Source organism: Idiomarina aquatica (genome assembly GCF_004362895.1).
GTDB lineage: Bacteria > Pseudomonadota > Gammaproteobacteria > Enterobacterales > Alteromonadaceae > Idiomarina.
This window is the reverse complement of record NZ_SNXI01000016.1, coordinates 46301-73224: the sequence shown is the minus strand read 5'-3', so window position 1 is coordinate 73224 and position 26924 is coordinate 46301. Positions and strand designations below refer to the sequence as shown.

The window sequence follows — 26924 nt, the reverse complement described above, 5'->3', positions numbered from 1 at the left end:
AAAAAATCCATAGCCAGAGAGTCTGACTATGGATTTTGAAGGCTCTGCCGGATCGGTCAACCGATCGCTAAAAATTTCTTAACTGATCGGCATTACGCTGTGACAGCGGCGTTTTTGCTTTCTACTATTAAACGATGACTTACAGTTTGTCAGCGTTCTTAGACAGGTATGCTGCAACGCCTTCTGCGTTTTCTTTCATACCTTCTTTACCTTCTTCCCAACCTGCAGGGCAAACTTCGCCGTGCTTCTGGTTAAAGTTCAACGCATCAACCATACGCAACATTTCGTCGATGTTACGACCTAATGGCAGATCGTTAACTACCTGGTGGCGAACAGTACCTTCTTCGTCGATCAGGAAAGAACCACGGAAAGCTACGCCCGCTTCTGGGTGCTCTACGTCATAGGCTTTACAGATGCTGTGACGTACGTCTGCAACCAGTGGGTATTTAACCTGACCAATACCGCCGTCGTCGGTAGAGGTATTACGCCATGCGCTGTGCGTGAATTGAGAATCGATAGAAACACCGATAACTTCTACGCCACGCTTTTTGAATTCGTCAAGACGCTTGTCAAAGGCGATCAACTCAGAAGGACAAACAAAAGTGAAGTCCAACGGGTAGAAGAAAAGTACCGCTTTCTTACCTTTGATTTGGTCAGAAAATTTGAAGTCTTCAACGATTTCGCCTGAACCCAAAACTGCTGCGGCAGTGAAATCAGGTGCTTTACGACCTACTAATACAGCCATTGATTCTCTCCATTTGTTGATTTCAAAAAAGCTTTAATTAAAGCAATAAACCTAATCACTACGTACTTGCGGCCAACCCGGATCGATTTCAAGGTCTGTCGCAATAACAAATAGGATTATTCTTTTTCGCTGGGTTCCGGATGACGTTCAGCGACTTCTGTAATCAGCTGTTGCAATTCGCCATTCTGGAACATCTCGACAATAATATCACATCCACCGATTAACTCACCTTCTACCCACAGCTGCGGAAAAGTTGGCCAATCAGCGTATTGTGGTAATTCCGCGCGAATATCCGGATTTTGCAAAATGTCGACATAAGCAAATGCCTGACCGCATCCCATCAATGCTTGTGAGGCCTGCGAAGAAAAGCCACAACTCGGTAATTTTGGCGAGCCTTTCATATACAAGAGAATGGGGTTTTCAGCGATCTGCTGTTTAATTTTGTCGATGGTTTCCATAGTACCTCTACTTTTACACGTCTGTGTGAGTGCTAATGGTTGATTAAAATACTCAAGTATTATAGCAGACGCAAGTTCGAATTTCTGCCCGAAATTTCTGCCTTGAAAACAGAACCAATAGCCCCTATATAACGTAAGTAAGGTTACATAAATTGATACCTGAGCTTGCACAACAGAGTGTGTAAGTTGCTTTTAAAAAAGAAAACTATGGAGAGGACACTATGGCATTTGAACTTCCTGCTCTTCCTTATGAGAAGAACGCACTGGAACCACACATCTCAGCAGAGACGTTGGAATACCACTACGGCAAACACCATGCAACCTACGTCAGCAAGCTCAATGATGCGGTCAAAGGGACTGATTTAGAAAGCAAGTCTCTGGAAGATATTATCAAATCTGAAAAAGGCGGCCTGTTTAACAATGCTGCACAGGTTTGGAACCACACCTTCTACTGGAACTGTTTAGCACCGAACGGCGGTGGCGCTCCAACAGGCGCTGTTGCTGATGCAATTAACAGCAAATGGGGTTCTTTCGAGAAGTTTCAGGAAGAATTTAACGCCAGCGCTGCCGGTAACTTCGGCTCGGGCTGGACCTGGCTGGTTAAGAAGGCAGACGGTTCTGTTGAAATCATGAACACTGACGATGCAGATACGCCTGTCGCACACGACGGTGTGACCCCGTTACTGACAGTTGACGTGTGGGAACATGCGTATTACATCGACTACCGTAACTCACGTCCTAATTACTTAGAAGCTTTCTGGAAGCTGGTAAACTGGGAATTCGTGAACAAAAACTTCGCTTAATCAGCGATTTAAACCGTAGCTTGCGCCTTTGGCGCAAGTTGCGTTTTTCTTGCGCCAAAGGCGCAAGCTACCGATTAATCCACCAAATCCTCTGGCATATCACCCCGCAGGCTATGCCAAATTTCAGCCGACTCGTAACCGTAACGCCGCACTAAGTTAACCGACTCGTTGTAATCTCCTTTGCGTGCAACATCAGCAAGGTTGGCATAATAATCACGCGCCAACTGACGCGCTTCAGGCGATGAGAAATAATATTGCCCAATACGTGAATATAATCCTTTAAAGCCATTAAGTATCAACACGTAGATAGGATTTTCAGCAGCCATTGCCATGTCGTGATTCAACTGATAGTCGAACTCTGCGAACACGGTCTCGTCATCTTTTAGTTCTGCTGCCTGTTCAAGCAGCTGCAGCGCTTTATCCGGGTTATGACGAATTGCTGCGCGAATATAAATCGCACTAATGTTGGTACGGGCAGATAGCAATTGATCGACCAGCTCTGGCATGCCGTCTTCATCCAGGCGCGCCAGCGTTTCCAAAATATTAAGCCCGGAAGTTTCCCAAAAATTATTAACTTTAGTGGGTTTACCGTGTTGTATTGTCAACCAGCCATCGCGCGCCAAACGTTGTAGCACTTCGCGTAAGGTTGTTCGAGTTACGCCAATCAGTTCAGACAGTTCTCGTTCCGCGGGTAGAATAGTTCCTGGCGCAAAATGGCCATTCCAAATGGATTTAACGATATATTCTTCGGCAAACCCCGCAGGGCTTTTAGCTTTTATGATCATCATTCTACCTGGCTCAAAAACAATAGCTGGATTCTACCAGCCTTCTATGAGGTCGGACAAGCTAGCTGACGGCTTTATATCGACATCTTGACGTCATTTCGGTATGGTTTAGCCGCAAAAATCCCGATAAGGAACTCAAATGACCGCAATTTCGCAATGGCCTACACGACAAACACCTTGGCTGTTATTGTTTTTAGGCAGTACCTTACTGTTTATCCTGGCTTTGTACTTTCAGCATGCTATGGCACTGGAGCCCTGTGTTAAATGTGTGTATCAACGCGTTGCGGTTGTCGGTGTGATGTTGTCAGCACTGGTCGGCGGCTTCGGTTGTAAATTTTGGCTAACCCGTTGGCTTGGTTTAGTGGGTTGGGGTTACTCATCATTTGAGGGCCTACGCGTCGCCTATGACCATTGGGATTTACAAACATCCAAAAACGCATTTTTTGCTGTCTGTGAGAGCGCCCCAAACTTTCCGGACTGGGCACCATTACACCAATGGCTACCCGGATTTTTTGCCGCGCCCGGGCTCTGTGGTGACATTGACTGGGAGTTTTTAGGCATCGGAATGCCGGGCTGGATGACATTTATTTTTGGCGGCTTTTTGCTCATTGCTGTTATCGTCGCCTTACTACATTTAAGCAAAGGCAAACGCGGCTAAGCGCTTAGCCCAGCGGCCAGGTAACAATACGGTCCTCTAATTCACCGCGGTATTCAGTCTCGCTGATACAATGGCCGGCAACATGATAGCCGGCCTTTTTCATCGCCGTTTTATCACCGTCATGACGTAAGGGATGCCAATCTGGTAAGGGCTGCCCCTCGGCACGTAACCGATAGGCACAGCTGCGTGGCATAAAATAGACTTGCTGCAGGTTGTCAGGAGTCAGCCTAACACATTCCGGTACCCGCTGAGTTCGGTTCTCATAGTCACTGCAACGGGCTGTCTTTGTGGTCAGTAGCCGACAAGCAACATCGGTTTGATAGAGGTGATCTTCGTCGTCCAGTAACTGGTTTAAGCAGCACTGCCCGCAACCATCGCAAAGCGCCTCCCATTGCTCATGGTTAAGGCGCTCCAGCGGTTGGTCATACCAAGCCATTAGCACGCGTTTAGCGGGGGAAGCGGATACGATCGGATAAGTAGCCGACCGCGGCAACAAAGTAATGTGACCGGTTCCAGCGCATCAACGCATCATAGTTGGCATAAGCAAGGTAAACGCGACCTTCCTTGTCATCCGGAATCACAACCGAGGCCTTAATATCATCACGGCTGGGTAAATCACTGCCGTCCATACGGGTAATCCCCATGGCCTGCCACTCATCCAGCGATTTTTTAACATCAAGGTCTGCCAGCGTCTCGTCAAACTCAGCCGGTAACTGTACTTGCCGTCCCCAGGTCACGTCATCACGCCAGCCAACTGACTTCAGGTAATTTGCTGCAGAAGCAAACACATCGCCGTAACTGTTCCAGATATCCTTTTTACCATCACCATCATAATCGATGGCATAGCTCATAAAGGAGCTGGGCATAAATTGTGTCTGACCCATGGCCCCTGCCCATGAACCTTTCATCTGTTCGGGCTTAATATGGCCTTCTTCGATAATAGTCAGTGCTTCCCACAACTGCTCTTTAAAAAACGCTTCGCGGCGCCCGTCAAAGGCTAGCGTGGTTAGTGCAGATACCACTTTAAAGCCACCGGTAAATGAGCCGAAGTTGGTTTCGATGCCCCACAAGGCAACGATAAAGCGCGGTTGCACACCGTACTCAGCACCAATCTTTTCTAGTAGTTGCTTGTGTTCATTATACTTTTCGATAGCTTTATCGGCTTTCCACTCCGGTACCGCTCGGGGTAAGTAGGTATCCAGGGTTAGCTTAAACTCAGGCTGGTTCTTGTCCAGCTCAACCGCGCGTTGATAATACTCGATATCAGCAAATGCCTGATCCAGCGTCTGTTGTTGGTAGCCTTTGTCCAGCGCTTCTTGCTGCAGCGCACTCACATAGTCATCAAACTGCTGCTGCACTTGCGCCTGGTCTTGTTCGTGACTGTGTTCTTTGCCGTCCTCAGGGTCGTGATAAAATGCCTGAGCCGGGTTAACCAGCAACAGCTGGCTGGCAACTAATGTTGCACTGGTAAAAGTTAGAATTCGTTTCACTTGAGTTTCTCCTGTGCAGGCGGTAGCTGCAAATAAAAACCGGGATCGTTGAGATGACGTGTTAGTTCGGCTGTAGAAATACGCGCCAATTGTTCGCGCTTCGCCAGGTTTACTGTCAACACTTTAACCGGTGTGCCGAAGCTTTCCCGCAATGCTTGCGGGATTTCTTCAAAGTCGGCTCCGTGGGGTAAGTAAAGATACGTGTCCGCCTTACGACGACTACTAAACACATCGCACAACATGGTTGTTTAAACCCCTCACAACAATAGCGACAATCGCTAAATTAATGGTGTTAATTCTGCCTCAAGATAGTTCCAACGCCAACCCTGTTTTAAGTCAGGTTGCGGCAGGCGCTGCTGTTGCCGGGATGAAAATTGCCAATGGAAATTCAAAAAATCGTTAATTTGCTTGCGTGAGGCAATTAATACCGGGTCAACATCCAGCTGTTCAGCAACCTGTTGAATAGCTGCTTTGATGGTTTTTACTGCGGCTTTATAATTTGGCATGTCATCCAGTCGTTGCAACGGCTGCGGCAGCTCTTGTTGAGAACGCTGCTGCGCCTGTTTAATAACGCTGGTAATTTCACTCCCGGAATATTTGCGCGTTAACGGCGGTAGCCCGTCGATAGCAAACAGCTGTTTTTCAGTGACGGGTTGGCGCCGGGCCAGATCAAGCAAAATACCGTCTTTAAACAAAAAGCCCAACGGCATATCGCGATCTTTCGCTTTCTGCAGGCGCCATGCGGCCAAGTCTTGTAATACCCCAAGCTGTTGAGCATTAAGTTGCCAGGTGTTGCCCACATAAAGGTAGAGCAAATCGGTCGGAATTGACTGAGTACGTTTGGCAACTTGTAAGCGGCTCTCTGCTTTTACAATGTCCAGCACCTGGCGCTGCTCACACAGTTGATACAAATAAGGGTACATAGCCGACAGGTAGCTGGCATCTGCCGCGGCATAGTCCAGTTCTTTTTCTGCCAGCGGTCGACGCAGCCAATCAGTGCGCGACAGACTTTTATCGAGCTCTACGCCCCCGCACAAAGTCTCAACCAGTTTTGCATAACCTAATGAAGTGCCAAGCTGGCAAAAACCAGCTGCGATTTGGGTATCAAACAAATCCGTTGGGGCATGACCGGACTGGTTATAAAACAATTCGATATCTTCACCACCGGCATGCAGTACCGCAGTGATTTCCGGGTGAGCAATTAAATGCCAGATTGGCGCTAAATCGAGGCTTTCGGCCAGTGGATCGATTATCACGGTACGACCTGCAGCATGAGCCTGCAGTAACCCTAACCTTGCATGATAGGTGCGCTGGCGTACGAATTCGCTATCTATAGCAAACCAGCCCGCAGCGCGGGCCTGTTCACAAAAGCTTTCGAGCGCATCGGTTGTCGTTATGATCTTATAATCTAAAGCTGATTCAGGAACTGTTACAATGCTCAACCCTGCTCCTCGTCACGCAGCTCTTTACGCAGTATTTTTCCAACGTTCGATTTCGGTAATTCATCACGAAACTCAACCAGTTTCGGCACTTTATAACCGGTCATATTCTCGCGAGAAAAGTCGATCACTTCACGTTCGGTTAACGATTTGTCTTTAGCAACGATAAATACTTTGACGACTTCCCCGGATGACTCATGCGGCACACCAATGGCAGCGGACTCAAGTATTTTGGGATGATCAGCCAACACGTCTTCTATCTCGTTGGGGTACACGTTAAAGCCGGATACCAGAATCATATCCTTTTTACGATCAACAATCTTGAAGTAACCGCGTTCATCGCAGGTTGCCATATCGCCGGTTGCAAACCAGCCATCTTTTAAGGATTCTGCGGTTGCGTCCGGTCGATTAAGGTAGCCAACCATAACTTGCGGGCCTTTAACATAAAGTTCGCCAGCTTCGCCCATTGGCAGCTCTTCACCAGAATCCGGATCGCATATTTTCATTTCTGTGCTGGGTACCGGTAATCCGATACTACCGGTGTAATGCTCGATGTCATATGGATTAACCGTAACCACCGGCGAGCACTCGGTCAGACCATAGCCTTCGAGCAAGCGCGACTTGGTTACGCGCTCCCAATGCTCTGCTACGGCTTTTTGTACTGCCATACCGCCACCGAGGGCGACTTTCAGATTAGAAAAATCTAAGTCCTTGAAACCGCGCGTGTTGAGCAAACCATTAAACAAGGTGTTAACTCCCGAGATCATCGAGAATTTGTACTTACCCAACTCTTTAACAAAACCGCCCATATCGCGGGGGTTGGTAATAAGAATATTACGTCCGCCGTGTTTTATAAAAGTCAGGCAGTTCGCGGTTAACGCGAAGATATGATAAAGCGGCAGCGCGGTGATAATAATTTCTTCACCATCGCTCATAATCGGGGTAATTACCGAAGAAACTTGCTCGAGGTTTGCGACCATGTTGCGGTGCGACAGCATTGCCCCTTTTGCGACACCCGTGGTCCCACCGGTGTACTGCAGAAAAGCCACATCGTCACCACTAAGCCGGGGTCGTTGGTAGTTAGCTGCTGCGCCTTTACTTAAGGCACTGTTAAAGTCGGTGGTCTTTTTCAGGTTATGGCTTTCAACCATCCGCTTGACGTACTTGACCACAAAGTTAACTATCCAGCGTTTAGGTGCAGGCAACATATCGCCGATTTGGGTAGTTATCACCTGCTGCAATTCCGGCACTTCGCTGCGAACTTTATCCAGCGTGTGCGCGAAATTTTCTAAAATCACAATGCCTTTAGCTTGTGAGTCAGTCAGCTGATGCTTTAGTTCCCGGGGCGTGTACAGTGGATTAACGTTAACCACGGTCATGCCAGCAGCTAAGATACCGAACAATGCAACCGGATATTGCAACAGGTTTGGCATCATTACGGCAACGGCGTCGCCCTTTTTTAAACCACTACTTTGCAGATAAGCAGCAAATTGTTGCGTCTTGTCCCCTAATTCGGCGAAAGTCAGCTCGCAGTCCATATTGACGAAGGCGACCTTGTCAGCATATTTCTCGACACTCATTTCTACAATGTCGACTAATGACGAAAAATGATCAGGGTCGATCGTATCTGGCACTCCCGCGGGATAGTTTTTTAGCCAAATTTTGTCCATACCAGGCTCCGAATCAAATAATTTTTTATTATGTTTATAATTGTACGGTAATCATCGCATATCCGACCAGTTAATCCTAGTCACGCGGTTGCGTCAATCGTCGCTATAGCCTGCGCCAGCTGTTGCGGGTTTTCCATATGCACGTGGTGACCGCCCGCTATAACCTGCACCGATAAATCGTCAATACAATGCCCCCAGCGTGCTATAGCGGGCGCTACCTTGTCGTAGCCTTTATCCCCTCGAATCAAGGTGATAGGCGTTTTAACCTGAGTTAGAATTTGCTCCACCGTACTGGCTGGCAGACGATAAGGCGATGTCGCTTTTACTCTCGGATCAGCGCGCCATTGCCAGCGCCCCTGTGCATTCCTGTAACAGCCGCGCTGCACCAGAATTTCGACCAACGGTTTAGAAAAATCGGCAGATTTCAGTCGTGCATCGACCGCAGAGCTTAGTTCACTGTAATCTCGCCACTTCGAATGAGTGAGCTTTTGTCGCGAGCTAAATCCGCTTTGTAGCTGCTGGTGCGCGTCTTCGCCATCGCTGACCAATAACCCAAACGCCTCAATGAGCACCAGGTGACGCAGTCGTTCACCACATAAACTGGCTGTCACATTGCTGACAAAGCCGCCCATCGAATGCCCTACCAACACGATATCCTGCCACTTTTGTTGCTCTAACAGCGACCATAGGTCGTAGGCGTAATCGATAAAATGATAATGCGTGCCAGCAGGACGATGGTCGGACAAACCGTGTCCTGCCCAATCTAACGCCAGCAGTCCGCCTTGCGTTCGCATTGCGTTATTTCTGAGATATTGTTGTGCTAATGGTAAAAAACTGTGGGCATTGTCAAGCCACCCGTGGGTACAGACATATTTGATATCTTTAGGGTTACCCCAGCACAATCCCTTTATCGTGCCCCAGGGCATTCGGTAGCTCACCGCAGAGGCTGCGGCGAGCGTTTCACTAAACTGACCCGGCATTATTGCTTGCTTTTATCCGGACTACCCGAATTGTTTGACGGGCGCACAACAGGGCGCGGAACGTAATACGGCTGGTAAGGGTAAGGCGCATAAAAATTGTGTCTAAACCACAACGGAGCGAAGTCAATTTGCGTTTCTACTCGCGGCTTTTCTTTCTTCCACAAATAATAACCTGAAGCTTCCAGCACCGGGTAGGTATAGGTGTAGTCATCGATTTTACCGGTACGCACTTCTTGCACGGTACCGAGTATTGTCAAACTGCGGCCTTGCTCGTATACCGCAGGGTCAATAAAGCCATCGATTAGAGCAAGAAAGCGACCATCACTATCATCACCTACCGTCGGACGGCCCCAACTTTTCAGCGGAAAGTTGACCATTTCGATAATGGTGTAGTCTTCGCCGTTGCGAACGTCAGCGATGACGCCGCCCCAGCGCGCCTGCTGACCGACAAACTGTTCGGGATTATTAGCCACGCCCTGGTAGCTCGCTAAGGAAGTGTCATCAGACGTGTTAATGGGTTCAGGAATTGTACTACAGCCAGTCAGAAGAAGTGCTGCGGACAACATAAGGCCAAGTTTCATAAATATCACCGCCTGCTATTGTTAGGTTGATTTACTATCACAGTAAGATAATACGGCCTACCTTACGCGTATAGGTCAACCCCGAACATGGATTTTACTTCCTCTTTGCGTTCGCTTAACTGAACTCCCTGATAGGCTTCCAGCGCGCGACGCGAAGATTGAGGTGGTTCATCATAAACAGTATTTAGCTGCTGCCAACGCTGCGCGCGCTGACGACTGTCTTCAACGCTAACAACAATAGGTGCAGAGCGTGCGTTTTCCCGCTGCTCCGGGTTGTTTGCTGTTTCAGGCACGCGTTGACGCTGCGGCGCTTGCGACGCATAGCGATCAACCGATTGAATGCCTAAACCGTTTATATTAACCACGTTACTTAGTGACGCTACTTAATCAGTAGTCTCCATGTTTATGACTGCTTTTATTATGGCGGGTTCAATTAAAATTGCCAAGCCTTTGTTAATTTCGCCCCGGTAACTTTTTCCAGGTGACCTCATTGCGAACGTATAATGGTTCCAGCTGCTCTGCACTAACCGCTTTACTTTGTCCGGCCTGCGCCAGCGTCAGCATGTCCTGTGCTTCGGGTAAACGGCATGAATGCGATAGATTAACCGTTACCGGCAAATCCTTAGCCAATAAGTCGCTATAGTTATCCCAGCCGGTGCCAGCGGCGGTAACTCTAACCGAGTCACTAATATTTAGCGCCGCCAGTGCCGCCTTAAACGGGTTTTCTTCCGGCCTGGTGACAGCGGGTTCGGTTATCGCTACAGCTATACCGTTTACATTTTCGTAAACCGCGTAGTAAACCTCATTCATGCGCGCATCAATTGCTGCCAGAATAAGTTCTGGTGGCTGCTGCGCATCGGTACCAGAAGCGGCCGCATTTAAGCGAATACATTTTTGCGCCAGCGCCTGCAAGCTAGGTATCGGGTATATCGCAAGGTTGCCACTAAATGCCAGGCCCTGCCCAACCGAGACGCCAATACGAACGCCGGTAAAACTGCCGGGGCCGCAGCCAACCACCAATCCCCCCAGCTGCGACAATTCAATACCAGCCTTGTGCATTACGTCATCAACGAAGGGCAATAGGCGTTGCGAGTGCTCACGCGGACTCTCGGCCACACATTGGTAGAGTTGTTCATTGGCATAAACTGCCGCAGAACAGTTTTCGGTAGACGTATCGATAGCTAGCAGCGGTTTAGTCATTGTCTTTCTCATCTAAAAAAGTTAACGCATTGGTGAGATCACGGGTGCGCCGCATTGGCGGCAGGCTTTTAAGGAAGCGCGCGCCGTAATAACGATTAACCAGGCGGTTATCACAGACCAGCAATACGCCACGGTCACGCTGATCGCGAATCAGGCGCCCGGCACCCTGCTTAAGCGCAATAATAGCCTGCGGCAGTTGAATGGTATTAAATGCATCTACGCCACGCAACTTGGCGTCTTCAACCCGGGCATTCAGCAGTGGATCGTCCGGCGACGCAAACGGCAACTTATCGATAATTACGCAGCGTAATGCATCACCCCGAACATCCACGCCTTCCCAAAACGACGAGGTACCTAACAGCACCGCGTTGCCCGCTTCGGTAAATTGATTAATCAATTCAGTTTTACCGGCATCGCCCTGCACCAGCACCTTACGGTCTAATTTGTCACGCAGCAGCTCAGCCATCTGCTGTAGCATCCTATGGCTGGTAAACAACAGAAAGGTACCACCATGATTGTGCTTTATACACTGACTGGCAATATCCGCTAATTGTGTATGCCGGTGGTAGTCATTAGCCTCGGGTAAATAACGTGGTAAACACAACAGCGCTTGTTGGGCAAAGTCGAATGGACTCGGCAACAGTAGCGTCTCGGCATCATAAATACCCAACCGATGGGTAAAGTGTTCAAACTTCTCGTTAACAGCGATAGTTGCAGAGGTGAACACCCAGGAACGTTGACTATGCCGCACCAGACCGCCAAACTTTTTTGCCACACTTAAGGGAGTCTGGTGCACCACAACATGCCTGGCGGTAGTCTCGAACCAATAGCTATAGCCTGTTTCACTGGTATTCATGAGTTGTTGCCACAGAGCCAAAAACTCTTCTGCGCGCTCGATCAGATTATCCATGTCTTTGTGCCGACCGCGTGCAGTGCGCAGTACATTGACTAAAAGCTCCAGCTTTTCACCCAGCCGATCAGTAGCTTCGACCATCGCCTCCTGTTGTCGCCAGTCACGCCAGTTACCGCGCATGGGATCTCGCGGAAACTGCAGCCGCCAATCCTTCACAACCTGCTCGAACGTCCGTGCCATTTGCGTAGCCTGCGACAAGTCTTTCAGTTCAGTAAGACACAAACGAATAACTTCTTCGGAGAGTTCAAGCAGTTGCCGCGACGACACGGCGTCACCAAAATACTGACTGGCAATGTCAGGCACCTGATGCGCCTCATCAAAAACCACCACCTCACTGTTCGGAATGATCTCGCCAAAACCCGTATCTTTAACCGCCAAATCTGCAAAAAACAGGTGATGATTAACCACCACGATATCCGCTTTTTTAGCTTCCTCACGGGCCTGGACTAAATGACAGTCTTCATAAACCGGGCAATCACGACCCAGACAATTGTCTTTAGTACTGGTGACCAGCGGCATAACTTGTGCATCTTCCTGCAATTCATTGAGCTCACCGATATCACCACTGCGTGTCATAGTCGACCAGCGCTTGATTTTGACGAGTTGATGCTGGGTGGTTTTGGGCAGTTGGCCTGCTTGTACCTGTGCCTGCTCTAAACGATAAAGGCACAAATAATTAGCACGACCTTTCAGCAACGCGATGACTTTTTTAGGCGCCAGTATTTTACGTAAGGTGGGTAAATCGCGATGGAAAAGCTGTTCTTGCAGGTTTTTAGTACCGGTGGAGACAACCGCTTTGTCTTTAGCCAGTAAAATAGGTGCGAGATACGCAAATGTCTTACCGGTGCCGGTTTCGGCCTCAACCACCAGTTGCTTACCGTTACGGATTGTTTTTTCGATGGCACTCGCCATCTGCAATTGCGCATCCCTTGGCTGAAACCCCGTCAAAGCGGCCGACAAGGCGCCACCCGGCTTAAATACATCGGCGACTTTGCTCATGACAGACGCGGTTCCTTGTTACGACTTAAATAAAGCGTCTATTATGACACAGCCGCAACACGGTAGGAAAGGACGGCTACGAGCGGCTAGACATAGGTATCGATATGACCATCGTTATCAACCTCGTCATCAGACGACTGCTGCGATGGCTGTTGTTGCTGTTGTTGCTGTTGCTGCTGGCGACGCGAGTCGTGTTCGGTAATGGTATTGGTTTCTTCGTCGCTGATTTTTTCGACTTCTTTTGTTTTTTCTACCTGGTTAACCCGCAACTGGTCACGCTCGTGATCAACCGGAACCCGCACATCGCGGGGGATTAGAGGTACCATTGCATCAAAATTAGCCATTTTTACACGTCTCTGACAGTCATTAGCCGAGTGGCCTTCATACCTCTACTGACCACGGTTGGTTATACAAGTTCACTGGTATTGCCTAATTATTGCACAGTTATTAAACAGTGTATCGTCAGCATCGGCAATAACTATAGGGTTGCATTTACATTTTTTATTGGTATCATGCTATACAAGTTTTGAAGAAAAACCCTATTTCTACAAATATTACGAATTCAGGAGTTATGCAATGCAAGCCGAAATGCGCCAGCAGCACCATCATCATTGGTTCTACATGAGCTAGCCATCGGTTTGTTCGTGGGCTAGCCTATTATACGCTAGCCTTTCGCATGACTATACAACCCTTCGAAAGGCAACTTTCGAAGGGTTTTTTACATTTAGGAGCTTTTATGACTGAACGTTTAACCATTGCAATTCAAAAATCAGGCCGTTTGAGTAAAGAGTCGTTAGCGCTATTAAACGCATGCGGCGTTAAGTTCAGCATAAACGAGGCGCGTCTCATCGCTCACAGCACCAGCCACCCTATCGATTTACTGCGCGTTCGCGATGACGATATACCCGGCTTGGTTATGGACGGTGTGGTCGACTTGGGATTAGTAGGCGAAAACGTGCTAGAGGAAGTTCGTTTAGAACGCGAAGCTGTTGGTGATGCAGCGGATTACAAGAACTTGCGCGCGCTGGACTTTGGTGGCTGTCGTTTATCGATTGCGGTACCGCGCGAGACACCTTTTAATAAACTATCTGATTTAAATGGTAAACGCATCGCCAGCACCTACCCTTATTTGTTACAGCGCTATTTAAAAGAAAATGGCGTAGCGGCTAAGAACGTTAACCTGACAGGATCGGTAGAAGTAGCCCCCAGAGCTGGGCTCGCAGACGCTGTCTGTGACCTGGTTTCAACGGGTGCTACACTCGAAGCCAACGGACTCGAAGAGAAAGAAGTTATTTTCCGCTCAACGGCACAGCTAATCCAGTGTAACGATACCTTGAGCGCCGATAAACAAGCGATGATCGATCAGTTATTACCGCGTATTGATGGCGTACAGTTAGCCAAAGAAAGCAAGTATATTATGCTGCACGCACCTAAAGCATCGCTGGACGAGGTGATTTCGTTATTACCTGGTGCCGAAACGCCAACCGTGTTGCCACTAAGCCACACTGATGATCAGGTTGCCGTGCACATGGTCAGCACCGAAAAGCTATTCTGGGAAACAATGGAAGATCTAAAAGCGATCGGTTGTAGTTCGATTCTTGTATTACCTATCGAAAAAATGATGGGCTAAGGAGACAGATAATGTCGACGTTAGACATTAAGGTTCAACGCTGGAATGAGCTGAGTGAAAGCGAGCAGCGACAACAGCTAGCCCGACCACAACAAAGTCGGTCAGCTGAGCTAAAAAGCATTGTCACCGATATATTGTCGCAGGTTCGAAATCAGGGCGATGACGCGGTTATTCGGTTAACGCAACAGTTTGATTACCCGGCGGCGCAGTCGCTGGCACTAAGCTCACAACAACGTGCCGAGCTTATCGAACAGCTTCAGCCCAAGGTGAAACAGGCGATTGATACCGCCTACGCCACCATTACCCGTTTTCATGCGGCGCAAACACCGCAGGACTTGATGGTAGAGACCGCGACTGGGGTGGTTTGTGAATCTCGTTACGCGCCACTAAAGTCCGTGGGCCTTTACATCCCCGGCGGCACCGCTACGCTGCCATCGACGGCTTTAATGTTAGGCGTACCTGCCCAGCTCGCCGGTTGTAGCCGCAAAGTTCTGGCCACACCGCCGGCCAAAGATGGTTCGATTCCGGCTGCCATTGCCTACGTCGCCGAGCTATGTGAAATTGATGACATTATTCTATGCGGTGGCGCACAAGCTATTGCCGCACTCGCCTACGGCACCGAATCTGTTGCGCCGGTCGATAAAATATTCGGCCCCGGCAATGCCTTCGTTACCGAAGCAAAATTACAGGTCAGCCAGGATGATTCGGCTGTTGCCATTGATATGCCTGCGGGCCCATCAGAACTGCTGGTTATTGCCGATGACACGGCGAACCCTGCGTTTGTAGCTGCCGACTTGTTATCTCAAGCTGAACATGGCGCAGATTCCCAAGTGATCTTACTGACGCCATCGGCCAACATGGCTGAACGAGTGCGCGAGCAATTACTTGCGCAATGCGCGCAGCTTTCACGCAAAGACATCGCCGCACAAGCGCTCGCTAACAGTCGTTTGCTGGTAACCACTGACTTAATGCAGGCACTTGATGTATCCGAGCGCTATGCGCCGGAACATTTATCCCTGCAGTTTGATAACGCCCGCGATGCATTGCCACAATTGACCCGCGCGGGCTCTATATTTGTCGGCCATTACACGCCCGAATCCGGTGGTGACTATGCAACCGGCACTAATCACGTGCTGCCCACTTACGGTTATGCGCGCAACTACAGCAGTCTGGGGCTGACCGACTTTTATCGTCGTTATACGGTACAAGAAGCAACCGCCGACGGGCTTAAGCAGTTAGCTGATGCCATTACCACCTTAGCGGAACTTGAAGGTCTGGATGCGCACAAACGCGCTGTTACCATTCGCACGGAGGACGTGCAATGAGCATAGCCGAGAAATTGCAACGCCAACACTTGGCAGAACTGGTTCCCTACGCGTCCGCTCGTCGCAGTATGAGTGGCGGTACCGTGTGGCTAAACGCAAACGAGTCGCCCTATAGTAATGAATATGCGATCGACTCGAGTCAGCTTAATCGTTATCCGTCATTCCAGTCGACAGCGCTTAATCATGCTTATGCTGACTATGCCAACGTTGATATTGAACAGGTCATGAGTTGTCGTGGCTCGGACGAAGCTATTGAGCTGTTAATTCGCGCTTTTTGTGAGCCGGCGACGGACCGCATTGTCATTTGTCCCCCCACGTACGGGATGTATGCGATCTCAGCACAAACCCACGGCGCGCAGGTGGACCAAGTTCCGTTACGCACCGACGATTGGCAACTTGACCTTGATAACGTCATTGCGGCCGCGGGTAAGGCAAAACTGGTGTTTTTATGCTCACCGTCTAACCCCTTAGGTAATCGGCTCAATGCTGACGATATCAAGGCGGTATTGACTGCCTGTCCCGACACTCTCATCGTGGTTGATGAAGCCTATATTGAGTTCTGTCCAGATAGCAGCGTCAGCAGCTGGCTGAATGATTTTGCCAACCTGGTGGTGTTACGCACGCTATCCAAAGCGTTTGCGCTGGCAGGAGTCCGCTGCGGATTTGCGCTTGCCAACACCGATATTATCAGCGTGCTGAAAAAGGTTTTAGCGCCTTATCCATTGCCTGATTTGACGGTACAGGTTGCCACCCAGGCATTGAGCAGCTCAGGTTTAGAGCGCATGCGAGGCCAGGTACAGCAATTGCTTGAGCAACGCACCCGCTTAACCACCGCACTTGCCGAGTTGCCACTAACGCCTATTGCTAACAGCGATACCAATTTTCTGTTATATGCCACCGAACAGGCCGACGCCCTAATTAAGCAATTAAGTGAGCAAGGCATTCTTATTCGCAACCAGTCGGCCCAACGTAACTTACCCAACTGCGTACGCATCAGTGTCGGTGATACCGAACAAAATGACGCACTGATCACCGCACTACAATCATTCTTTGCTGGAGTATCACAATGACCCAACAACGCTGGCTATTTATTGACCGCGACGGCACCTTAGTCGAAGAACCGCCTGTCGATAAGCAATTAGATCGTTTCGATAAGCTGGTCTTCGAGCCTGCCGTGATCCCGGCTTTATTAAAATTACAACAAGCCGGTTACCAGTTGGTTTTGATCAGTAATCAGGACGGCCTGGGCACCGATAGCTTTCCGCAGCAAGATTTTGACGGGCCTCACCAACTGATGATGGCTGTTTTTGAGTCACAAGGCGTGCGCTTTAAAGAACAGTTGATTTGCCCACACTTCGAACAAGACAACTGTAGCTGTCGCAAGCCTAAACTCGGCCTGGTCAAAGACTATCTACAACAGGGATTAATTGATTTTACCGATAGCTATGTCATTGGCGATCGCGAAACCGACATGCAGTTGGCCGAAGCAATGGGTATTCAGGGACTGCGTTATGACCGCGAAAACCTTAACTGGGATGCGATTACGCGTCAGTTAATTAGCCGCCCTCGTACGGCTCAGGTTACTCGCACAACGCGCGAAACCGATATTAACATTAGCGTTGATTTAGATGCCTCAGGCCCGCATAAATTTGCCACCGGCATTGGTTTTTTTGATCATATGCTGGAACAAATTGCCACCCATGCCGGTTTTGCCATGCGAGTTGAAGTAACCGGTGACCTTCACATTGACGACCACCACACGGTGGAAGATACGGCCCTGGCATTAGGTCAGGCCTTGCGTCAGGCGTTGGGTGATAAACGCGGTATCGGTCGGTTTGGTTTTGCCCTGCCCATGGATGAATGCCGTGCCGAGTGCTTGATCGATTTATCGGGCCGTCCTTACCTTAAATGGGAAGCGGACTTCAGTCGGGATAAAGTCGGCGAACTATCCACTGAAATGGTCGAGCACTTTTTCCGCTCGCTGACCGACGCCATGGCGATGAGCCTGCACCTGTCAACTACAGAGGGTAACAGCCACCATCAGGTCGAAAGTCTGTTTAAAGTGTTCGGCCGGGCTTTGCGTCAGGCAATTGCCCGTACCGGCGATGACCAGTTACCGTCCAGTAAGGGGATGCTGGCATGAAGCTAGTCATTGTCGATACTGAGTGTGCCAATTTGACCTCGGTTCGTTTTGCCTTTGAGCGCTTAGGTATCGAACCGGTGATCACCGATGATATTGCCGAGATACAAGCCGCTGAACGGGTGATTTTGCCCGGCGTTGGCACCGCCGCCGCAGCTATGCGTAATTTGCAGCGCAAACAACTGGTACAGCCGTTACGCGAATTGACTCAGCCGGTGCTGGGTATCTGTCTGGGTATGCAGCTGATGACGTCGCACTCCGAGGAAGGCGATGTTGATTGCCTTGGTGTAATTCCCGCGCAAACTAAGCGTATGCAGGTTGGCGAGTTGCCGTTGCCGCACATGGGCTGGAATACCATAGAGCCAGGCAACGACAACCCGTTGGTCAACAACGATGAGTCACCCTTTTGCTATTTCGTGCACAGTTACGCGGTTGCCGAAGACGAATTTACTATCGCCCGCTGCCGCTACGGTGACAGCTTTGCTGCGATGATTAAAAAAGACAATTTTATCGGCGCGCAATTTCACCCCGAACGCTCAGGCGCAGCGGGCCGTGCAATACTTAAACGATTTTTGGAGTCAGGCACATGTTAATTCCGGCATTGGATCTGATTGATGGTCGCGTGGTGCGACTGTATCAAGGCGATTTTAATCAAAAAACCGAGTATCCGCTGGATCCCCTAGCGCAGGCTCAAAGCTATCAAGCGGCCGGCGCAGAGTGGTTACATTTAGTCGACTTAGATGGTGCCAAAAACCCGGATAAACGTCAGCAGGCATTGCTAAAGCGGATAACCCAGGAATCCGGCCTGCGCTGCCAGGCGGGTGGTGGTATCCGTACCCAGCAAGACCTCGACGATTTATTTGCAGCGGGTATTGAACGTGTTGTTATTGGCTCTACTGCAGTCAATAACGCCGACCTGGTTCGGCACTGGTTTGCAGAATACGGCACCGATGCCATCGTGCTGGCATTAGACGTAAATATCGCTGATGATGGCCGCGCTATGGTGGCCACGCACGGCTGGCAGGAAAGTAGTTCACTGACCCTGGATGATGTTCTCAACCGCTATCTGGAGGTTGGCTGTCGCCACGTGTTGTGCACCGATATAAGCAAAGACGGTACACTCACCGGCACCAATGTCGAACTTTACCAACGCTACAAAGCACTCTACCCGAATATACAATGGCAAGCGTCAGGTGGTGTTAGTAATCTGCAGGACTTAATTGACTTAAAGCAGGTTAATTGCGATTCCGTCATTTTGGGCAAATCCTTACTTACCGGACAATTTGAGTTAGCGGAGGCCATCAAATGCTGGCAAAACGCATAATTCCCTGCCTTGACGTACGTGATGGCCAAGTAGTTAAAGGCGTCAAGTTTCGCAACCACGAGATTATTGGTGATATTCAGCCACTGGCGCGCCGCTATGCCGAAATTGGTGCCGACGAATTGGTTTTTTATGACATTACGGCCTCGGCCGATGGCCGCACCGTAGATAAGTCCTGGGTTGAACGTGTTGCACGCGAAATTGATATTCCCTTCACCGTAGCCGGTGGCATAAAAAGTATCGAGCATGCACAAACATTGCTTTCTATGGGCGCTGATAAAATATCGATTAATTCGCCGGCACTGATGAACCCGGACTTAATCAATGAGCTGGTCGATGAGTTTGGCCAACAGTGTGTGGTGATTGGCGTCGACAGTTTTTACAATGAGCAAAGCGGTGAATACGAGGTGCATCAATTTACCGGCGACGAGACTAAATCCCGGCGTTCGGCCTGGCAAACCAAAGATTGGGTCAACGAAGTGGTGCAGCGCGGCGCCGGCGAAATCGTTTTAAACTGCATGAATCAAGACGGTGTGCGCCAGGGCTATGACGTCGAGCAACTCGCCGCTATCCGAGCGCATTGTAATGTGCCATTGATTGCCTCCGGCGGTGCCGGCTCAATTGCGCACTTCGTTGACGTGTTTAAGCAGGCAAACGTGGACGGTGCGCTGGCCGCTTCGGTATTTCACAAAAACATCATCGCCATGGCTGACCTTAAGCAAACGCTGAGCGACAAGGGTATAGCGATTCGACCGATTGAATCATTTTAAGGAAATTGAATGCAAGTTACTCGAGAGACGATTTCCCAGTTGGCCTGGGACAAAATGGATGGTTTGCTTCCCTGCACGGTGCAGCACGCGTTAACCGGCGAAGTTCTGATGCTGGGCTACATGTCAGCGGATGCGGTATCAGAAACTCTGCAGCAGCAATGCGTTATCTTTTATAGCCGCAGCAAGCAGCGTCTGTGGACCAAAGGCGAGAGTTCGGGCAACACGCTGCAGCTTCAGGGGATATACAGCGATTGTGACCTTGATGCCTTGTTAGTTACTGCCCTGCCCAACGGCCCGACATGCCATTTAGGCACCCGCAGCTGCTTTGCTGATGCACCGGCGCCCTTGTTGCAGCAGCTGAATAACGTGATAGCGTCACGTAAAGACGCTGATCCGCAGAGCAGTTACACAGCCAAGCTCTTTAATGCCGGCGTTAAACGGGCTGCCCAGAAAGTCGGCGAAGAAGGCGTCGAAGTCGCACTCGCAGCTGCGGTTAAGGATATCGACGAACTGCATAACGAAAGTGCCGACCTGCTGTATCACTTGCTGGTGGTTCTGCAAGCCTCAGACACAGACCTGGAAGCGGTGCTTAAGGTATTGCAACAGCGTCAGGGTTAACTTTCGTTCAGCTGTTGCTGAAACTGACGCCGTTCATAATGGCTGGCGATATAGCGTAAGCGTATCGTCAGCAGTACCGCCGCCACCGACAAACCACTAATAAAGCCTATCCAGAAGCCCGCGGCGCCCATCGCCGGCACCACTAAGTCGGTACGCCCTAATACATAGCCTACAGTCAGGCCGAATGGCCAATACGAAACAAATGCCATCAACATCGGATACTTGGTATCTTTATAGCCGCGCAGAGTACCCATTGCGACCACCTGGAAGGTGTCTGATAAGGTGAAAATAGCGGCTAGCCCCATCAACGTGCCCGCCAGCTCAATGATCTCGCGATTTGGAGTATATAAGCTGGCCAGCCATTGCCCGCCTAACCACATGATTAAGCCATTGACCGCGGCAAAGACACCCCCAATCCACATCGCCATTTTAAAGCTCAGCATCGCGTTTTTAGGGTCGCCCGCGCCTAAGGCAAAACCGACTCGTAGCGTGACGGCCATGGCAATACTTAACGGCACCATATACACCAGCGACGAAATATTCAGGGCAATTTGGTGAGCGGAGACCACCGTTGGTCCCAATGGCGCAATCAATAGCGCAACAGCGGCAAATAAACTAACTTCAAAGAACAACGACATCGATATCGGAAAACCCAGCCGACTGATATAGGTGACGTCATCAAAGTTAGGCGGATACCAGCGTCTAAGTAAGCGCAGTTTTTTGTAGCGTTTAGCAGTAAACACATAAACTGCCATAGCAATCGCCATACCCCAGAAAACTAACGCAGACGCAAGCCCGCAACCGGCGCCGCCAAGTTCCGGCGCGCCAAAATGGCCATAGATAAAAATGTAATTCGCCGGAATATTGATCATCAGCCCGACGAAACCAATCACCAGCGATGGCATGGTGTTGGAAAGTCCCTCACAGAAGTTCCTTAATACCGCGTAAAGTACGAATGCCGGAATGCCCCAGGCGATATAAAATAAGTACTCCAGGGTCGTTTCCCGAAACTGTGGCTCGACTTCCATCATATCGAGTATGTACGGCGAGCCACTCATCAACAGTAATGTGACCACGCCAATCATGGCGCAAGCATAAAACCCTTGTTGCAGCATGTTGGCGATACGCCGATGACGCCCGGCACCATCGAAGTGAGAGATAATGGGCGCTAACGCCAGCGCTAAACCAAAGATCAATAGCGTCATTGGCACAAATATACTGCCACCGACAGACACCGATGCCAGGTCGATCGCGCCTTTTCGGCCCGCCATCACGGTATCAACTACGCTCATTAACATTTGCGTTAATTGCGCGATAAGGATGGGGCCGGTCAAGCGACTTAGTTTAACGATCTCGGTAGTGCGGCGTGTCATTTTTAATGGTCACTTACTGAATAAAATCAATGATTAACGGGTTAACTTCGGCAGGGTGAGTTAATGGTCCCATGTGTCCCGCTGGCACTTGCTTAACAGTCGCGTTAGTCAGCACTGTCGTTAACGACCGCACTACCGCCTGAGCGCTGCGCCGGGTAAATTCTCCGGTCATCAATAATAACGGCTGCTGCAAACGCGCGTAGTCTTTCAAGCTCAATGGTTCATTTAACAAGGCGTCAAAGTCTAATGCAACTTTTGCCGCCTGCCTTACCATCAGGCCCTGAATTTTTGCCGGCAGTGCGTCGAAGTAACCCGGCTGATTCCAGTAATCAACAAAGGTGCGTGTACATTCGGTTGCATCCTTGCCATGCATGGCATCACTGACGGTTCTAATCTCCTGCATGCCTGGCGAATCGTCCGGCAAAACATGAAAGGATACCGGTTCGTATAGTGCCAGTTTACTGACAGCAATCGCCCCTTCGGTCGCCAGTTTTAATGCTAACGCACCGCCATAGGAATGACCCACGACTATCACCGGTGTTTGAATATTAGCCGCCTGCAGCGCCTGCTGCACGCGCGGCACCTCTGTAGCCAAACGAAAATGTGCGCTAGCCTCAGGTTGTGGCGCATTACCGTAGCCGAGTAAATCCACGGCCAACAGATTCACCTTACCCTGCAGCTGCTGCATTAGCTGCCGCCATTGCGAGCTGGCACTTTGCGAACTGTGCAGCAGTACCACGGTATCGGCCTCAGCCGCTTCAGCGGCGATAAAGTAACAACCGGCAGTGACTTCCTTCATTATCGACTCCTATACCAGGGTTGCGATAAACCGGCCCAGTAAGATCCCAGCAGCCAGCAGTAACACCGCAAAAGTACCTAATACACCGATTGACCGCGGCAGCGACACCCCAACCGATAAAGTTAAACCAATGGCATGTGCAATGCGCGCAATCAACAACGCGATACCGATAACATGCACCCAAACGACGCCAACACCGCTGAATTCGATGATACCTAGCAGGATAAGTGCCAGTGGTACATACTCAATAAAGTTACCGTGAACGCGCACCGCCGCCTTTAATTCCTCGGCTTCGCCTGAACCTATTCCTACACGGTACTTCCAGCGTAAGCGAATAATTCGTACCGCCAGAATAATATAGAGTAGCGTCAGTAACGCTGCGTACAATCCGGTATAAGTTAACGAAGGAGCCATAAATTATCCTAGAGTTATTATTGTTAGAATGAAAAAGGCTCACCAAAGGGTGAGCCTCAATCGCAATGGAGTATGCATTAACTCGACTATTGCTTCAACAAGCTGCCGAGTTCCTGGCTAACTTGTTCAACTGGCTTCGTACCATCGATCTTATGATACTCAGTATCGGTCTCTTGAGCCAGTTTTTGATAGTACTCTACCAGTGGCTCAGTTTGCTCATGATAAACCGCTAAACGCTTGCGTACGGTTTGTTCCTGATCATCAGGACGGATAACCAGCTCTTCACCGGTTTCGTCATCCTTACCTTCTTGCTGCGGCGGGTTGTGCTCAACGTGATAAACACGGCCGGAGCCGGGATGTACACGACGACCACTCATGCGCTTAACGATAACATCATCCGGCACGTCAAATTCCAGTACGTGATCAACCTCGATACCATGTTCACGCATCGCATCTGCTTGTGGAATAGTGCGAGGGAAGCCATCCAGTAAAAAGCCATTTTGGCAATCAGGTTCAGCAATCCGTTCTTTAACCAGCTCGATGATGATTTCATCAGATACCAGCTGACCTGCATCCATAACCTGTTTAGCTTTTTTACCCAGTTCAGATCCTGACTTGATTGCCGACCGCAACATGTCGCCGGTAGAGATCTGCGGAATACCAAAAGTATTCATCAAAAACTGAGCTTGTGTTCCCTTCCCTGCTCCGGGAGCGCCTAGCAAAATGATGCGCATATACAGCCTCATTGTTTAATTTGAAAAAGTTTGTTCGGAACTTTACCCCGATGAGGGCGTTTTTACAAGCCAGAAGGGCCGTGGCAGTGGTCCGAACTGCCACGGTGTCAGTATGTTTAAGCGTCCAGCATCAAGCGGTTTAGCTTACTGACAAATGACGCGGGATCCTTAAGGCTACCGCGTTCCGCAAGGGTTGCCTGGTCGAGCAGAACCTCTGCCCACTGCTTAAATACATCGTCGTCTTTTTCAGTCACTTTTACGACTAAAGGATGACTTGGATTAACCTCTAAGATGTATTTGGTTTCGGGCACCTGCTGACCCGCTGCTTCCATCAGCTTAGCCATTTGCGTGCTCATATCGTGTTCATCAGTAATAATACACGCTGGCGAATCGGTTAAGCGGTGTGTTACACGCACCTTTTTAACTTTATCGCCTAAGGCAGTTTCGAACCGTTTAAGCTGATCTTTAAACGCCTCTTCGGCTTTTTCCTGCTCTTGTTTGTCTTGTTCGTCATCAAGCTCACCCAAGTCCAGGTCGCCGCGGGTCACAGACTGAAGTTGTTTTTCTTTAAACTCAGTTAAATGACTCATTAACCATTCGTCGATGCGATCTGACAACAGCAGCACTTCAACGCCTTTTTTACGGAATATTTCCAGCGCCGGGTTGTTTTTCGCTGCTTCGTAGCTATCCGCAACAATATAGTAAATCTTGTCCTGGCCTTCCTTCATGCGCTCAAGATAATCATCCAGGCTGACTGTCTGCGCAGAAGAATCGCCATGGGTTGAAGCAAACCGCAACAATTCAGCAATTCGCTCACGGTTGCCGCTATCTTCAGCCGGACCTTCTTTTAGGACGTTACCGAAAGTATCCCAGAATTGCTGATACTGCTCGCTGTCATCTTTGGCCAGTTTTTTCAGCATCTGCAACACTTTCTTGGTGCTACCGTTGCGCATCGCGCGGGTCACTTTATTGTCCTGCAGAATTTCCCGCGACACGTTAAGTGGCAAGTCGTTGGTGTCGATTAAACCTTTTACAAAACGCAGGTAAGTCGGCATTAACTGTTCCGCATCATCCATAATAAAGACGCGTTTTACGTACAGTTTTACACCGTGTTGCTGTTCACGATTCCACAGATCCCATGGCGCACGCTTAGGGATGTACAACAGGCTGGTATACTCAGTAGTACCTTCGACTTTATTGTGGCTCCACAACAGCGGATCATCAAAATCGTGAGCAACCGTCTTGTAAAACTCCTTGTATTCGTCATCGCTGATGTCAGCTTTATCGCGCGTCCATAACGCTTTGCCCGAGTTAACGGTTTCCCATTGGCCCGGTTCTGCCGGTGTCTTTTCACCGTCTTCGTTTTCTTGTTCAGGGACCGGTTCTTTCCACATTTGTACCGGAATACTTAAGTGCTCAGAGTACTTATTGATGATACCGCGCAGGCGGAAGTCATCTAAAAATTCATCCTCACCTTCTTTTAACGTCAGGATGATATCGGTACCACGACGGGCTTTCTCGGTCTCGCCTAACTCAAATTCGCCGTCACCTTTTGAGTGCCATTGTACCCCAACACTGCCTTTTTCCAGCGCTGAACGAGTACGCACTGTCACTTCTTCGGCAACGATAAAGGCTGAATAAAAGCCCACGCCAAACTGACCGATTAGCTGGCTGTCTTTAGCCTGATCACCAGAAAGTTGGCCGAAAAATTCAGCGGTGCCGGATTTAGCGATAGTACCCAGGTTATTCATGACTTCGTCACGGGTCATACCGATACCGTTGTCACTAATGGTGATAGTACGGGCTTCTTTATCAACCGAGACGCGCACATGCAATTCGCTGTCATCGCCATACAGCGAGTTGTCGCTTAACGCTTTAAAACGCAGCTTATCTGCCGCATCTGAGGCGTTAGAGACCAGTTCCCGTAAAAAGATTTCTTTATTAGAATAAAGCGAGTGGATCATCAAGTGCAGCAGTTGCTTTACTTCTGTCTGAAATCCATGCTTTTCAGTTTGACCGGCTTCCGCCATAGTGATGTTCTCCTATCATTCATTTCACCCAATATGCTTAAGAAATGGGGATCGATAGGAGAATTTCAAGCACTTACCTGTGCTGATTTATCGAGAAAATTGTTTGCGCCCGCTAAACGCATGGCCAAGTGTTGTCTGATCCACGTAGCCCAGCTCACCACCCACCGGAACACCGTGAGCAATACGCGTGGTGTTTATACCCAACTGTTCGGCAATATCGGCAATGTAATGGGCCGTAGCGTCGCCTTCTACGGTAGGGTTGGTAGCCAGGATAATTTCTTCAACCGGACCTTGCTTGAGTTGCAGTTCAAGCTCATCCAGACCGATATCTGCAGGACCGATACCATCGAGCGGAGACAGGTGCCCCATTAATACAAAGTAGCGCCCTTTAAACTGTGATGTCTGCTCAATAGCTAATACATCGGCAGGAGTTTCGACAATACAGACAACCCCGCTCTCACGTCGTGCGGGGTTAGCACAAATCCGGCACAGAGCTTCCTCGGTTAAGGTTCGGCATTGCTGACAATGACCTACACGGTCAGCTGCCTGCTGCAGGCTAGCGGATAAGGCCAGCGCGCCTTGTCGGTCGCGTTCCAGCAAGTAAAAGGCCATCCGCTGCGCAGTTTTCTGGCCAACGCCCGGTAACCTCTTCAGGTCATCAACAAGCGCGTCAATTGCAGGACTTAAACCCTGTGCCATGTATTACTCCACCCCGTGTGCGATTAAAATGGCATTTTAAAACCCGGTGGTAATCCCATACCGCCGGTAACATCACCCATTTTTTCTTTACTGGTTTCTTCAACGCGACGGACCGCATCATTGGTTGCTGCAGCGATTAAGTCTTCCAGCATTTCCTGATCGTCATCCATCAAGCTTGGATCAATTGAGACCCGCTTAACATTATGGTTGCCCAACATAGTTATCTTAACTAACCCTGCGCCCGCTTCACCGGTGACTTCCATGTTAGCGATTTCTTCCTGGGCTTGTTGCATGCGCTCCTGCATTTGCTGCGCCTGCTTCATCATATTACCCATACCACCTTTAAACAT

The 26924-nt window shown here is 49.6% G+C and carries 31 protein-coding genes; 10 read left to right on the top strand and 21 right to left on the bottom strand.

The genetic code is table 11. The annotated features are described in order from the left end of the window. Positions 1–139: 139 nt before the first annotated feature. Together DEU29_RS11040 and DEU29_RS11035 are read right to left on the bottom strand one after the other, a co-directional pair. Positions 140–745 carry a peroxiredoxin gene (locus DEU29_RS11040; protein ID WP_133540410.1) on the bottom strand — a complete coding sequence of 202 codons (606 nt, stop codon included), beginning with the start codon at positions 743–745 and terminating at the stop codon, positions 140–142. A 116-nt stretch (positions 746–861) separates the two neighbouring features. Then, on the bottom strand, positions 862–1203 hold the full coding sequence (locus DEU29_RS11035) for a Grx4 family monothiol glutaredoxin (RefSeq protein ID WP_133540409.1): 342 nt from the start codon (positions 1201–1203) through the stop codon (positions 862–864). 221 nt (positions 1204–1424) lie between these two features. On the opposite strand from DEU29_RS11035, the gene DEU29_RS11030 reads away from it, so the two are divergent. Then, entirely contained in the window at positions 1425–2006 is a 582-nt protein-coding gene (locus DEU29_RS11030; RefSeq protein ID WP_133540408.1) for a superoxide dismutase, read from the top strand. Positions 2007–2080: 74 nt separating this feature from the next. On the opposite strand, the gene fadR is transcribed toward DEU29_RS11030, so the two are convergent. Further along, positions 2081–2791, bottom strand: a complete 711-nt coding sequence (gene fadR / locus DEU29_RS11025; protein ID WP_133540416.1) for a fatty acid metabolism transcriptional regulator FadR — start codon at positions 2789–2791, stop codon at positions 2081–2083. A gap of 139 nt (positions 2792–2930) precedes the next feature. Here fadR and dsbB point away from each other — a divergent pair, with 139 nt between their 5' ends. Further along, positions 2931–3449, top strand: coding sequence for a disulfide bond formation protein DsbB (dsbB, locus tag DEU29_RS11020; protein WP_133540407.1), 519 nt, complete (start codon positions 2931–2933; stop codon positions 3447–3449). Between the two features lie 4 nt (positions 3450–3453). Here dsbB and DEU29_RS11015 read toward each other — a convergent pair whose 3' ends face one another. From DEU29_RS11015 to DEU29_RS10965, 11 genes are all read right to left on the bottom strand, one after another. Beyond that, on the bottom strand, positions 3454–3885 hold the full coding sequence (locus DEU29_RS11015; protein WP_133540406.1) for a YcgN family cysteine cluster protein: 432 nt from the start codon (positions 3883–3885) through the stop codon (positions 3454–3456). Positions 3886–3895: 10 nt separating this feature from the next. Continuing rightward, the gene (locus DEU29_RS11010) at positions 3896–4939 is read right to left on the bottom strand and encodes a lytic murein transglycosylase (RefSeq protein ID WP_208107636.1); all 1044 of its coding nucleotides are present in this window, start codon (positions 4937–4939) and stop codon (positions 3896–3898) included. After that, positions 4936–5181: a YcgL domain-containing protein gene (locus tag DEU29_RS11005; RefSeq protein WP_133540405.1), complete on the bottom strand. Its 246-nt coding sequence runs from the start codon at positions 5179–5181 to the stop codon at positions 4936–4938. Before DEU29_RS11005 ends, DEU29_RS11010 begins: the two co-directional genes overlap by 4 nt. Before the next feature lie 36 nt (positions 5182–5217). After that, entirely contained in the window at positions 5218–6381 is a 1164-nt protein-coding gene (rnd, locus tag DEU29_RS11000; protein WP_133540404.1) for a ribonuclease D, read from the bottom strand. Next, positions 6378–8048, bottom strand: a complete 1671-nt coding sequence (gene fadD, locus DEU29_RS10995) for a long-chain-fatty-acid--CoA ligase FadD (protein ID WP_133540403.1) — start codon at positions 8046–8048, stop codon at positions 6378–6380. Before fadD ends, rnd begins: the two co-directional genes overlap by 4 nt. An 80-nt stretch (positions 8049–8128) precedes the next feature. Continuing rightward, a complete protein-coding gene (locus tag DEU29_RS10990; RefSeq protein ID WP_133540402.1) occupies positions 8129–9028 on the bottom strand; it encodes an alpha/beta fold hydrolase in 900 nt (299 codons plus the stop codon). Beyond that, positions 9028–9609, bottom strand: a complete 582-nt coding sequence (locus DEU29_RS10985) for a Slp family lipoprotein (protein WP_133540401.1) — start codon at positions 9607–9609, stop codon at positions 9028–9030. The genes DEU29_RS10990 and DEU29_RS10985 overlap by 1 nt, the downstream gene beginning before the upstream one ends. 62 nt (positions 9610–9671) lie before the next feature. Continuing rightward, positions 9672–9974: a hypothetical protein gene (locus DEU29_RS10980; protein WP_133540400.1), complete on the bottom strand. Its 303-nt coding sequence runs from the start codon at positions 9972–9974 to the stop codon at positions 9672–9674. 88 nt (positions 9975–10062) lie between these two features. Then, entirely contained in the window at positions 10063–10809 is a 747-nt protein-coding gene (gene tsaB / locus DEU29_RS10975) for a tRNA (adenosine(37)-N6)-threonylcarbamoyltransferase complex dimerization subunit type 1 TsaB (protein WP_133540399.1), read from the bottom strand. Continuing rightward, positions 10802–12721: an ATP-dependent DNA helicase gene (locus DEU29_RS10970; protein WP_133540398.1), complete on the bottom strand. Its 1920-nt coding sequence runs from the start codon at positions 12719–12721 to the stop codon at positions 10802–10804. The genes tsaB and DEU29_RS10970 overlap by 8 nt, the downstream gene beginning before the upstream one ends. Positions 12722–12807: 86 nt before the next feature. After that, the gene (locus DEU29_RS10965; protein WP_133540397.1) at positions 12808–13065 is read right to left on the bottom strand and encodes a hypothetical protein; all 258 of its coding nucleotides are present in this window, start codon (positions 13063–13065) and stop codon (positions 12808–12810) included. A gap of 392 nt (positions 13066–13457) precedes the next feature. Between DEU29_RS10965 and hisG the strand changes: the two genes are divergently transcribed. From hisG to hisIE, 8 genes are read left to right on the top strand one after another with little or no spacing between them, the layout of a single operon-like run. Then, a complete protein-coding gene (hisG, locus tag DEU29_RS10960; protein ID WP_133540396.1) occupies positions 13458–14351 on the top strand; it encodes an ATP phosphoribosyltransferase in 894 nt (297 codons plus the stop codon). An 11-nt stretch (positions 14352–14362) separates the two neighbouring features. Continuing rightward, positions 14363–15676 (top strand): histidinol dehydrogenase, encoded by a 1314-nt coding sequence (gene hisD / locus DEU29_RS10955; protein WP_133540395.1) that lies wholly within the window; start codon positions 14363–14365, stop codon positions 15674–15676. Then, positions 15673–16746, top strand: a complete 1074-nt coding sequence (hisC, locus tag DEU29_RS10950; protein WP_133540394.1) for a histidinol-phosphate transaminase — start codon at positions 15673–15675, stop codon at positions 16744–16746. The genes hisD and hisC overlap by 4 nt, the downstream gene beginning before the upstream one ends. Then, positions 16743–17819: a bifunctional histidinol-phosphatase/imidazoleglycerol-phosphate dehydratase HisB gene (gene hisB / locus DEU29_RS10945; RefSeq protein WP_133540393.1), complete on the top strand. Its 1077-nt coding sequence runs from the start codon at positions 16743–16745 to the stop codon at positions 17817–17819. Before hisC ends, hisB begins: the two co-directional genes overlap by 4 nt. Next, on the top strand, positions 17816–18409 hold the full coding sequence (gene hisH / locus DEU29_RS10940; protein ID WP_133540392.1) for an imidazole glycerol phosphate synthase subunit HisH: 594 nt from the start codon (positions 17816–17818) through the stop codon (positions 18407–18409). The genes hisB and hisH overlap by 4 nt, the downstream gene beginning before the upstream one ends. Beyond that, positions 18403–19140 (top strand): 1-(5-phosphoribosyl)-5-[(5-phosphoribosylamino)methylideneamino]imidazole-4-carboxamide isomerase, encoded by a 738-nt coding sequence (gene hisA / locus DEU29_RS10935; protein ID WP_133540391.1) that lies wholly within the window; start codon positions 18403–18405, stop codon positions 19138–19140. The genes hisH and hisA overlap by 7 nt, the downstream gene beginning before the upstream one ends. Next, positions 19122–19907 carry an imidazole glycerol phosphate synthase subunit HisF gene (gene hisF / locus DEU29_RS10930; protein ID WP_133540390.1) on the top strand — a complete coding sequence of 262 codons (786 nt, stop codon included), beginning with the start codon at positions 19122–19124 and terminating at the stop codon, positions 19905–19907. The genes hisA and hisF overlap by 19 nt, the downstream gene beginning before the upstream one ends. Positions 19908–19916: 9 nt before the next feature. Then, positions 19917–20525: a bifunctional phosphoribosyl-AMP cyclohydrolase/phosphoribosyl-ATP diphosphatase HisIE gene (gene hisIE / locus DEU29_RS10925; RefSeq protein WP_133540389.1), complete on the top strand. Its 609-nt coding sequence runs from the start codon at positions 19917–19919 to the stop codon at positions 20523–20525. On the opposite strand, the gene DEU29_RS10920 is transcribed toward hisIE, so the two are convergent. The 7 genes from DEU29_RS10920 to DEU29_RS10890 form a co-directional block, all read right to left on the bottom strand. Then, complete coding sequence (locus tag DEU29_RS10920) at positions 20522–21898, bottom strand: MATE family efflux transporter (protein WP_133540388.1); 1377 nt, start codon at positions 21896–21898, stop codon at positions 20522–20524. The two genes, hisIE and DEU29_RS10920, sit on opposite strands and share 4 nt — an antisense overlap. 13 nt (positions 21899–21911) lie before the next feature. Continuing rightward, positions 21912–22697, bottom strand: a complete 786-nt coding sequence (locus tag DEU29_RS10915) for an alpha/beta fold hydrolase (protein WP_133540387.1) — start codon at positions 22695–22697, stop codon at positions 21912–21914. Between the two features lie 9 nt (positions 22698–22706). Continuing rightward, positions 22707–23111 carry an MAPEG family protein gene (locus tag DEU29_RS10910; RefSeq protein ID WP_133540386.1) on the bottom strand — a complete coding sequence of 135 codons (405 nt, stop codon included), beginning with the start codon at positions 23109–23111 and terminating at the stop codon, positions 22707–22709. A gap of 86 nt (positions 23112–23197) precedes the next feature. Further along, positions 23198–23845: an adenylate kinase gene (gene adk / locus DEU29_RS10905; RefSeq protein WP_133540385.1), complete on the bottom strand. Its 648-nt coding sequence runs from the start codon at positions 23843–23845 to the stop codon at positions 23198–23200. A 116-nt stretch (positions 23846–23961) separates the two neighbouring features. Then, a complete protein-coding gene (gene htpG, locus DEU29_RS10900) occupies positions 23962–25875 on the bottom strand; it encodes a molecular chaperone HtpG (protein ID WP_133540384.1) in 1914 nt (637 codons plus the stop codon). A gap of 87 nt (positions 25876–25962) precedes the next feature. Continuing rightward, complete coding sequence (gene recR, locus DEU29_RS10895; protein ID WP_133540383.1) at positions 25963–26574, bottom strand: recombination mediator RecR; 612 nt, start codon at positions 26572–26574, stop codon at positions 25963–25965. Between the two features lie 23 nt (positions 26575–26597). Further along, entirely contained in the window at positions 26598–26924 is a 327-nt protein-coding gene (locus tag DEU29_RS10890) for a YbaB/EbfC family nucleoid-associated protein (protein ID WP_133540382.1), read from the bottom strand.

Coding starts and splice junctions, on each gene's coding strand:
- DEU29_RS11040 (WP_133540410.1), bottom strand. CDS start 745: ATGGCTGTATTAGTAGGTCGTAAAGCACCTGATTTCACTGCCGCAGCA.
- DEU29_RS11035 (WP_133540409.1), bottom strand. CDS start 1,203: ATGGAAACCATCGACAAAATTAAACAGCAGATCGCTGAAAACCCCATT.
- DEU29_RS11030 (WP_133540408.1), top strand. CDS start 1,425: ATGGCATTTGAACTTCCTGCTCTTCCTTATGAGAAGAACGCACTGGAA.
- fadR (WP_133540416.1), bottom strand. CDS start 2,791: ATGATCATAAAAGCTAAAAGCCCTGCGGGGTTTGCCGAAGAATATATC.
- dsbB (WP_133540407.1), top strand. CDS start 2,931: ATGACCGCAATTTCGCAATGGCCTACACGACAAACACCTTGGCTGTTA.
- DEU29_RS11015 (WP_133540406.1), bottom strand. CDS start 3,885: ATGGCTTGGTATGACCAACCGCTGGAGCGCCTTAACCATGAGCAATGG.
- DEU29_RS11005 (WP_133540405.1), bottom strand. CDS start 5,181: ATGTTGTGCGATGTGTTTAGTAGTCGTCGTAAGGCGGACACGTATCTT.
- fadD (WP_133540403.1), bottom strand. CDS start 8,048: ATGGACAAAATTTGGCTAAAAAACTATCCCGCGGGAGTGCCAGATACG.
- DEU29_RS10990 (WP_133540402.1), bottom strand. CDS start 9,028: ATGCCGGGTCAGTTTAGTGAAACGCTCGCCGCAGCCTCTGCGGTGAGC.
- DEU29_RS10985 (WP_133540401.1), bottom strand. CDS start 9,609: ATGAAACTTGGCCTTATGTTGTCCGCAGCACTTCTTCTGACTGGCTGT.
- tsaB (WP_133540399.1), bottom strand. CDS start 10,809: ATGACTAAACCGCTGCTAGCTATCGATACGTCTACCGAAAACTGTTCT.
- DEU29_RS10970 (WP_133540398.1), bottom strand. CDS start 12,721: ATGAGCAAAGTCGCCGATGTATTTAAGCCGGGTGGCGCCTTGTCGGCC.
- DEU29_RS10965 (WP_133540397.1), bottom strand. CDS start 13,065: ATGGCTAATTTTGATGCAATGGTACCTCTAATCCCCCGCGATGTGCGG.
- hisG (WP_133540396.1), top strand. CDS start 13,458: ATGACTGAACGTTTAACCATTGCAATTCAAAAATCAGGCCGTTTGAGT.
- hisD (WP_133540395.1), top strand. CDS start 14,363: ATGTCGACGTTAGACATTAAGGTTCAACGCTGGAATGAGCTGAGTGAA.
- hisC (WP_133540394.1), top strand. CDS start 15,673: ATGAGCATAGCCGAGAAATTGCAACGCCAACACTTGGCAGAACTGGTT.
- hisB (WP_133540393.1), top strand. CDS start 16,743: ATGACCCAACAACGCTGGCTATTTATTGACCGCGACGGCACCTTAGTC.
- hisH (WP_133540392.1), top strand. CDS start 17,816: ATGAAGCTAGTCATTGTCGATACTGAGTGTGCCAATTTGACCTCGGTT.
- hisA (WP_133540391.1), top strand. CDS start 18,403: ATGTTAATTCCGGCATTGGATCTGATTGATGGTCGCGTGGTGCGACTG.
- hisF (WP_133540390.1), top strand. CDS start 19,122: ATGCTGGCAAAACGCATAATTCCCTGCCTTGACGTACGTGATGGCCAA.
- hisIE (WP_133540389.1), top strand. CDS start 19,917: ATGCAAGTTACTCGAGAGACGATTTCCCAGTTGGCCTGGGACAAAATG.
- DEU29_RS10920 (WP_133540388.1), bottom strand. CDS start 21,898: ATGACACGCCGCACTACCGAGATCGTTAAACTAAGTCGCTTGACCGGC.
- DEU29_RS10915 (WP_133540387.1), bottom strand. CDS start 22,697: ATGAAGGAAGTCACTGCCGGTTGTTACTTTATCGCCGCTGAAGCGGCT.
- DEU29_RS10910 (WP_133540386.1), bottom strand. CDS start 23,111: ATGGCTCCTTCGTTAACTTATACCGGATTGTACGCAGCGTTACTGACG.
- adk (WP_133540385.1), bottom strand. CDS start 23,845: ATGCGCATCATTTTGCTAGGCGCTCCCGGAGCAGGGAAGGGAACACAA.
- htpG (WP_133540384.1), bottom strand. CDS start 25,875: ATGGCGGAAGCCGGTCAAACTGAAAAGCATGGATTTCAGACAGAAGTA.
- recR (WP_133540383.1), bottom strand. CDS start 26,574: ATGGCACAGGGTTTAAGTCCTGCAATTGACGCGCTTGTTGATGACCTG.
- DEU29_RS10890 (WP_133540382.1), bottom strand. CDS start 26,924: ATGTTTAAAGGTGGTATGGGTAATATGATGAAGCAGGCGCAGCAAATG.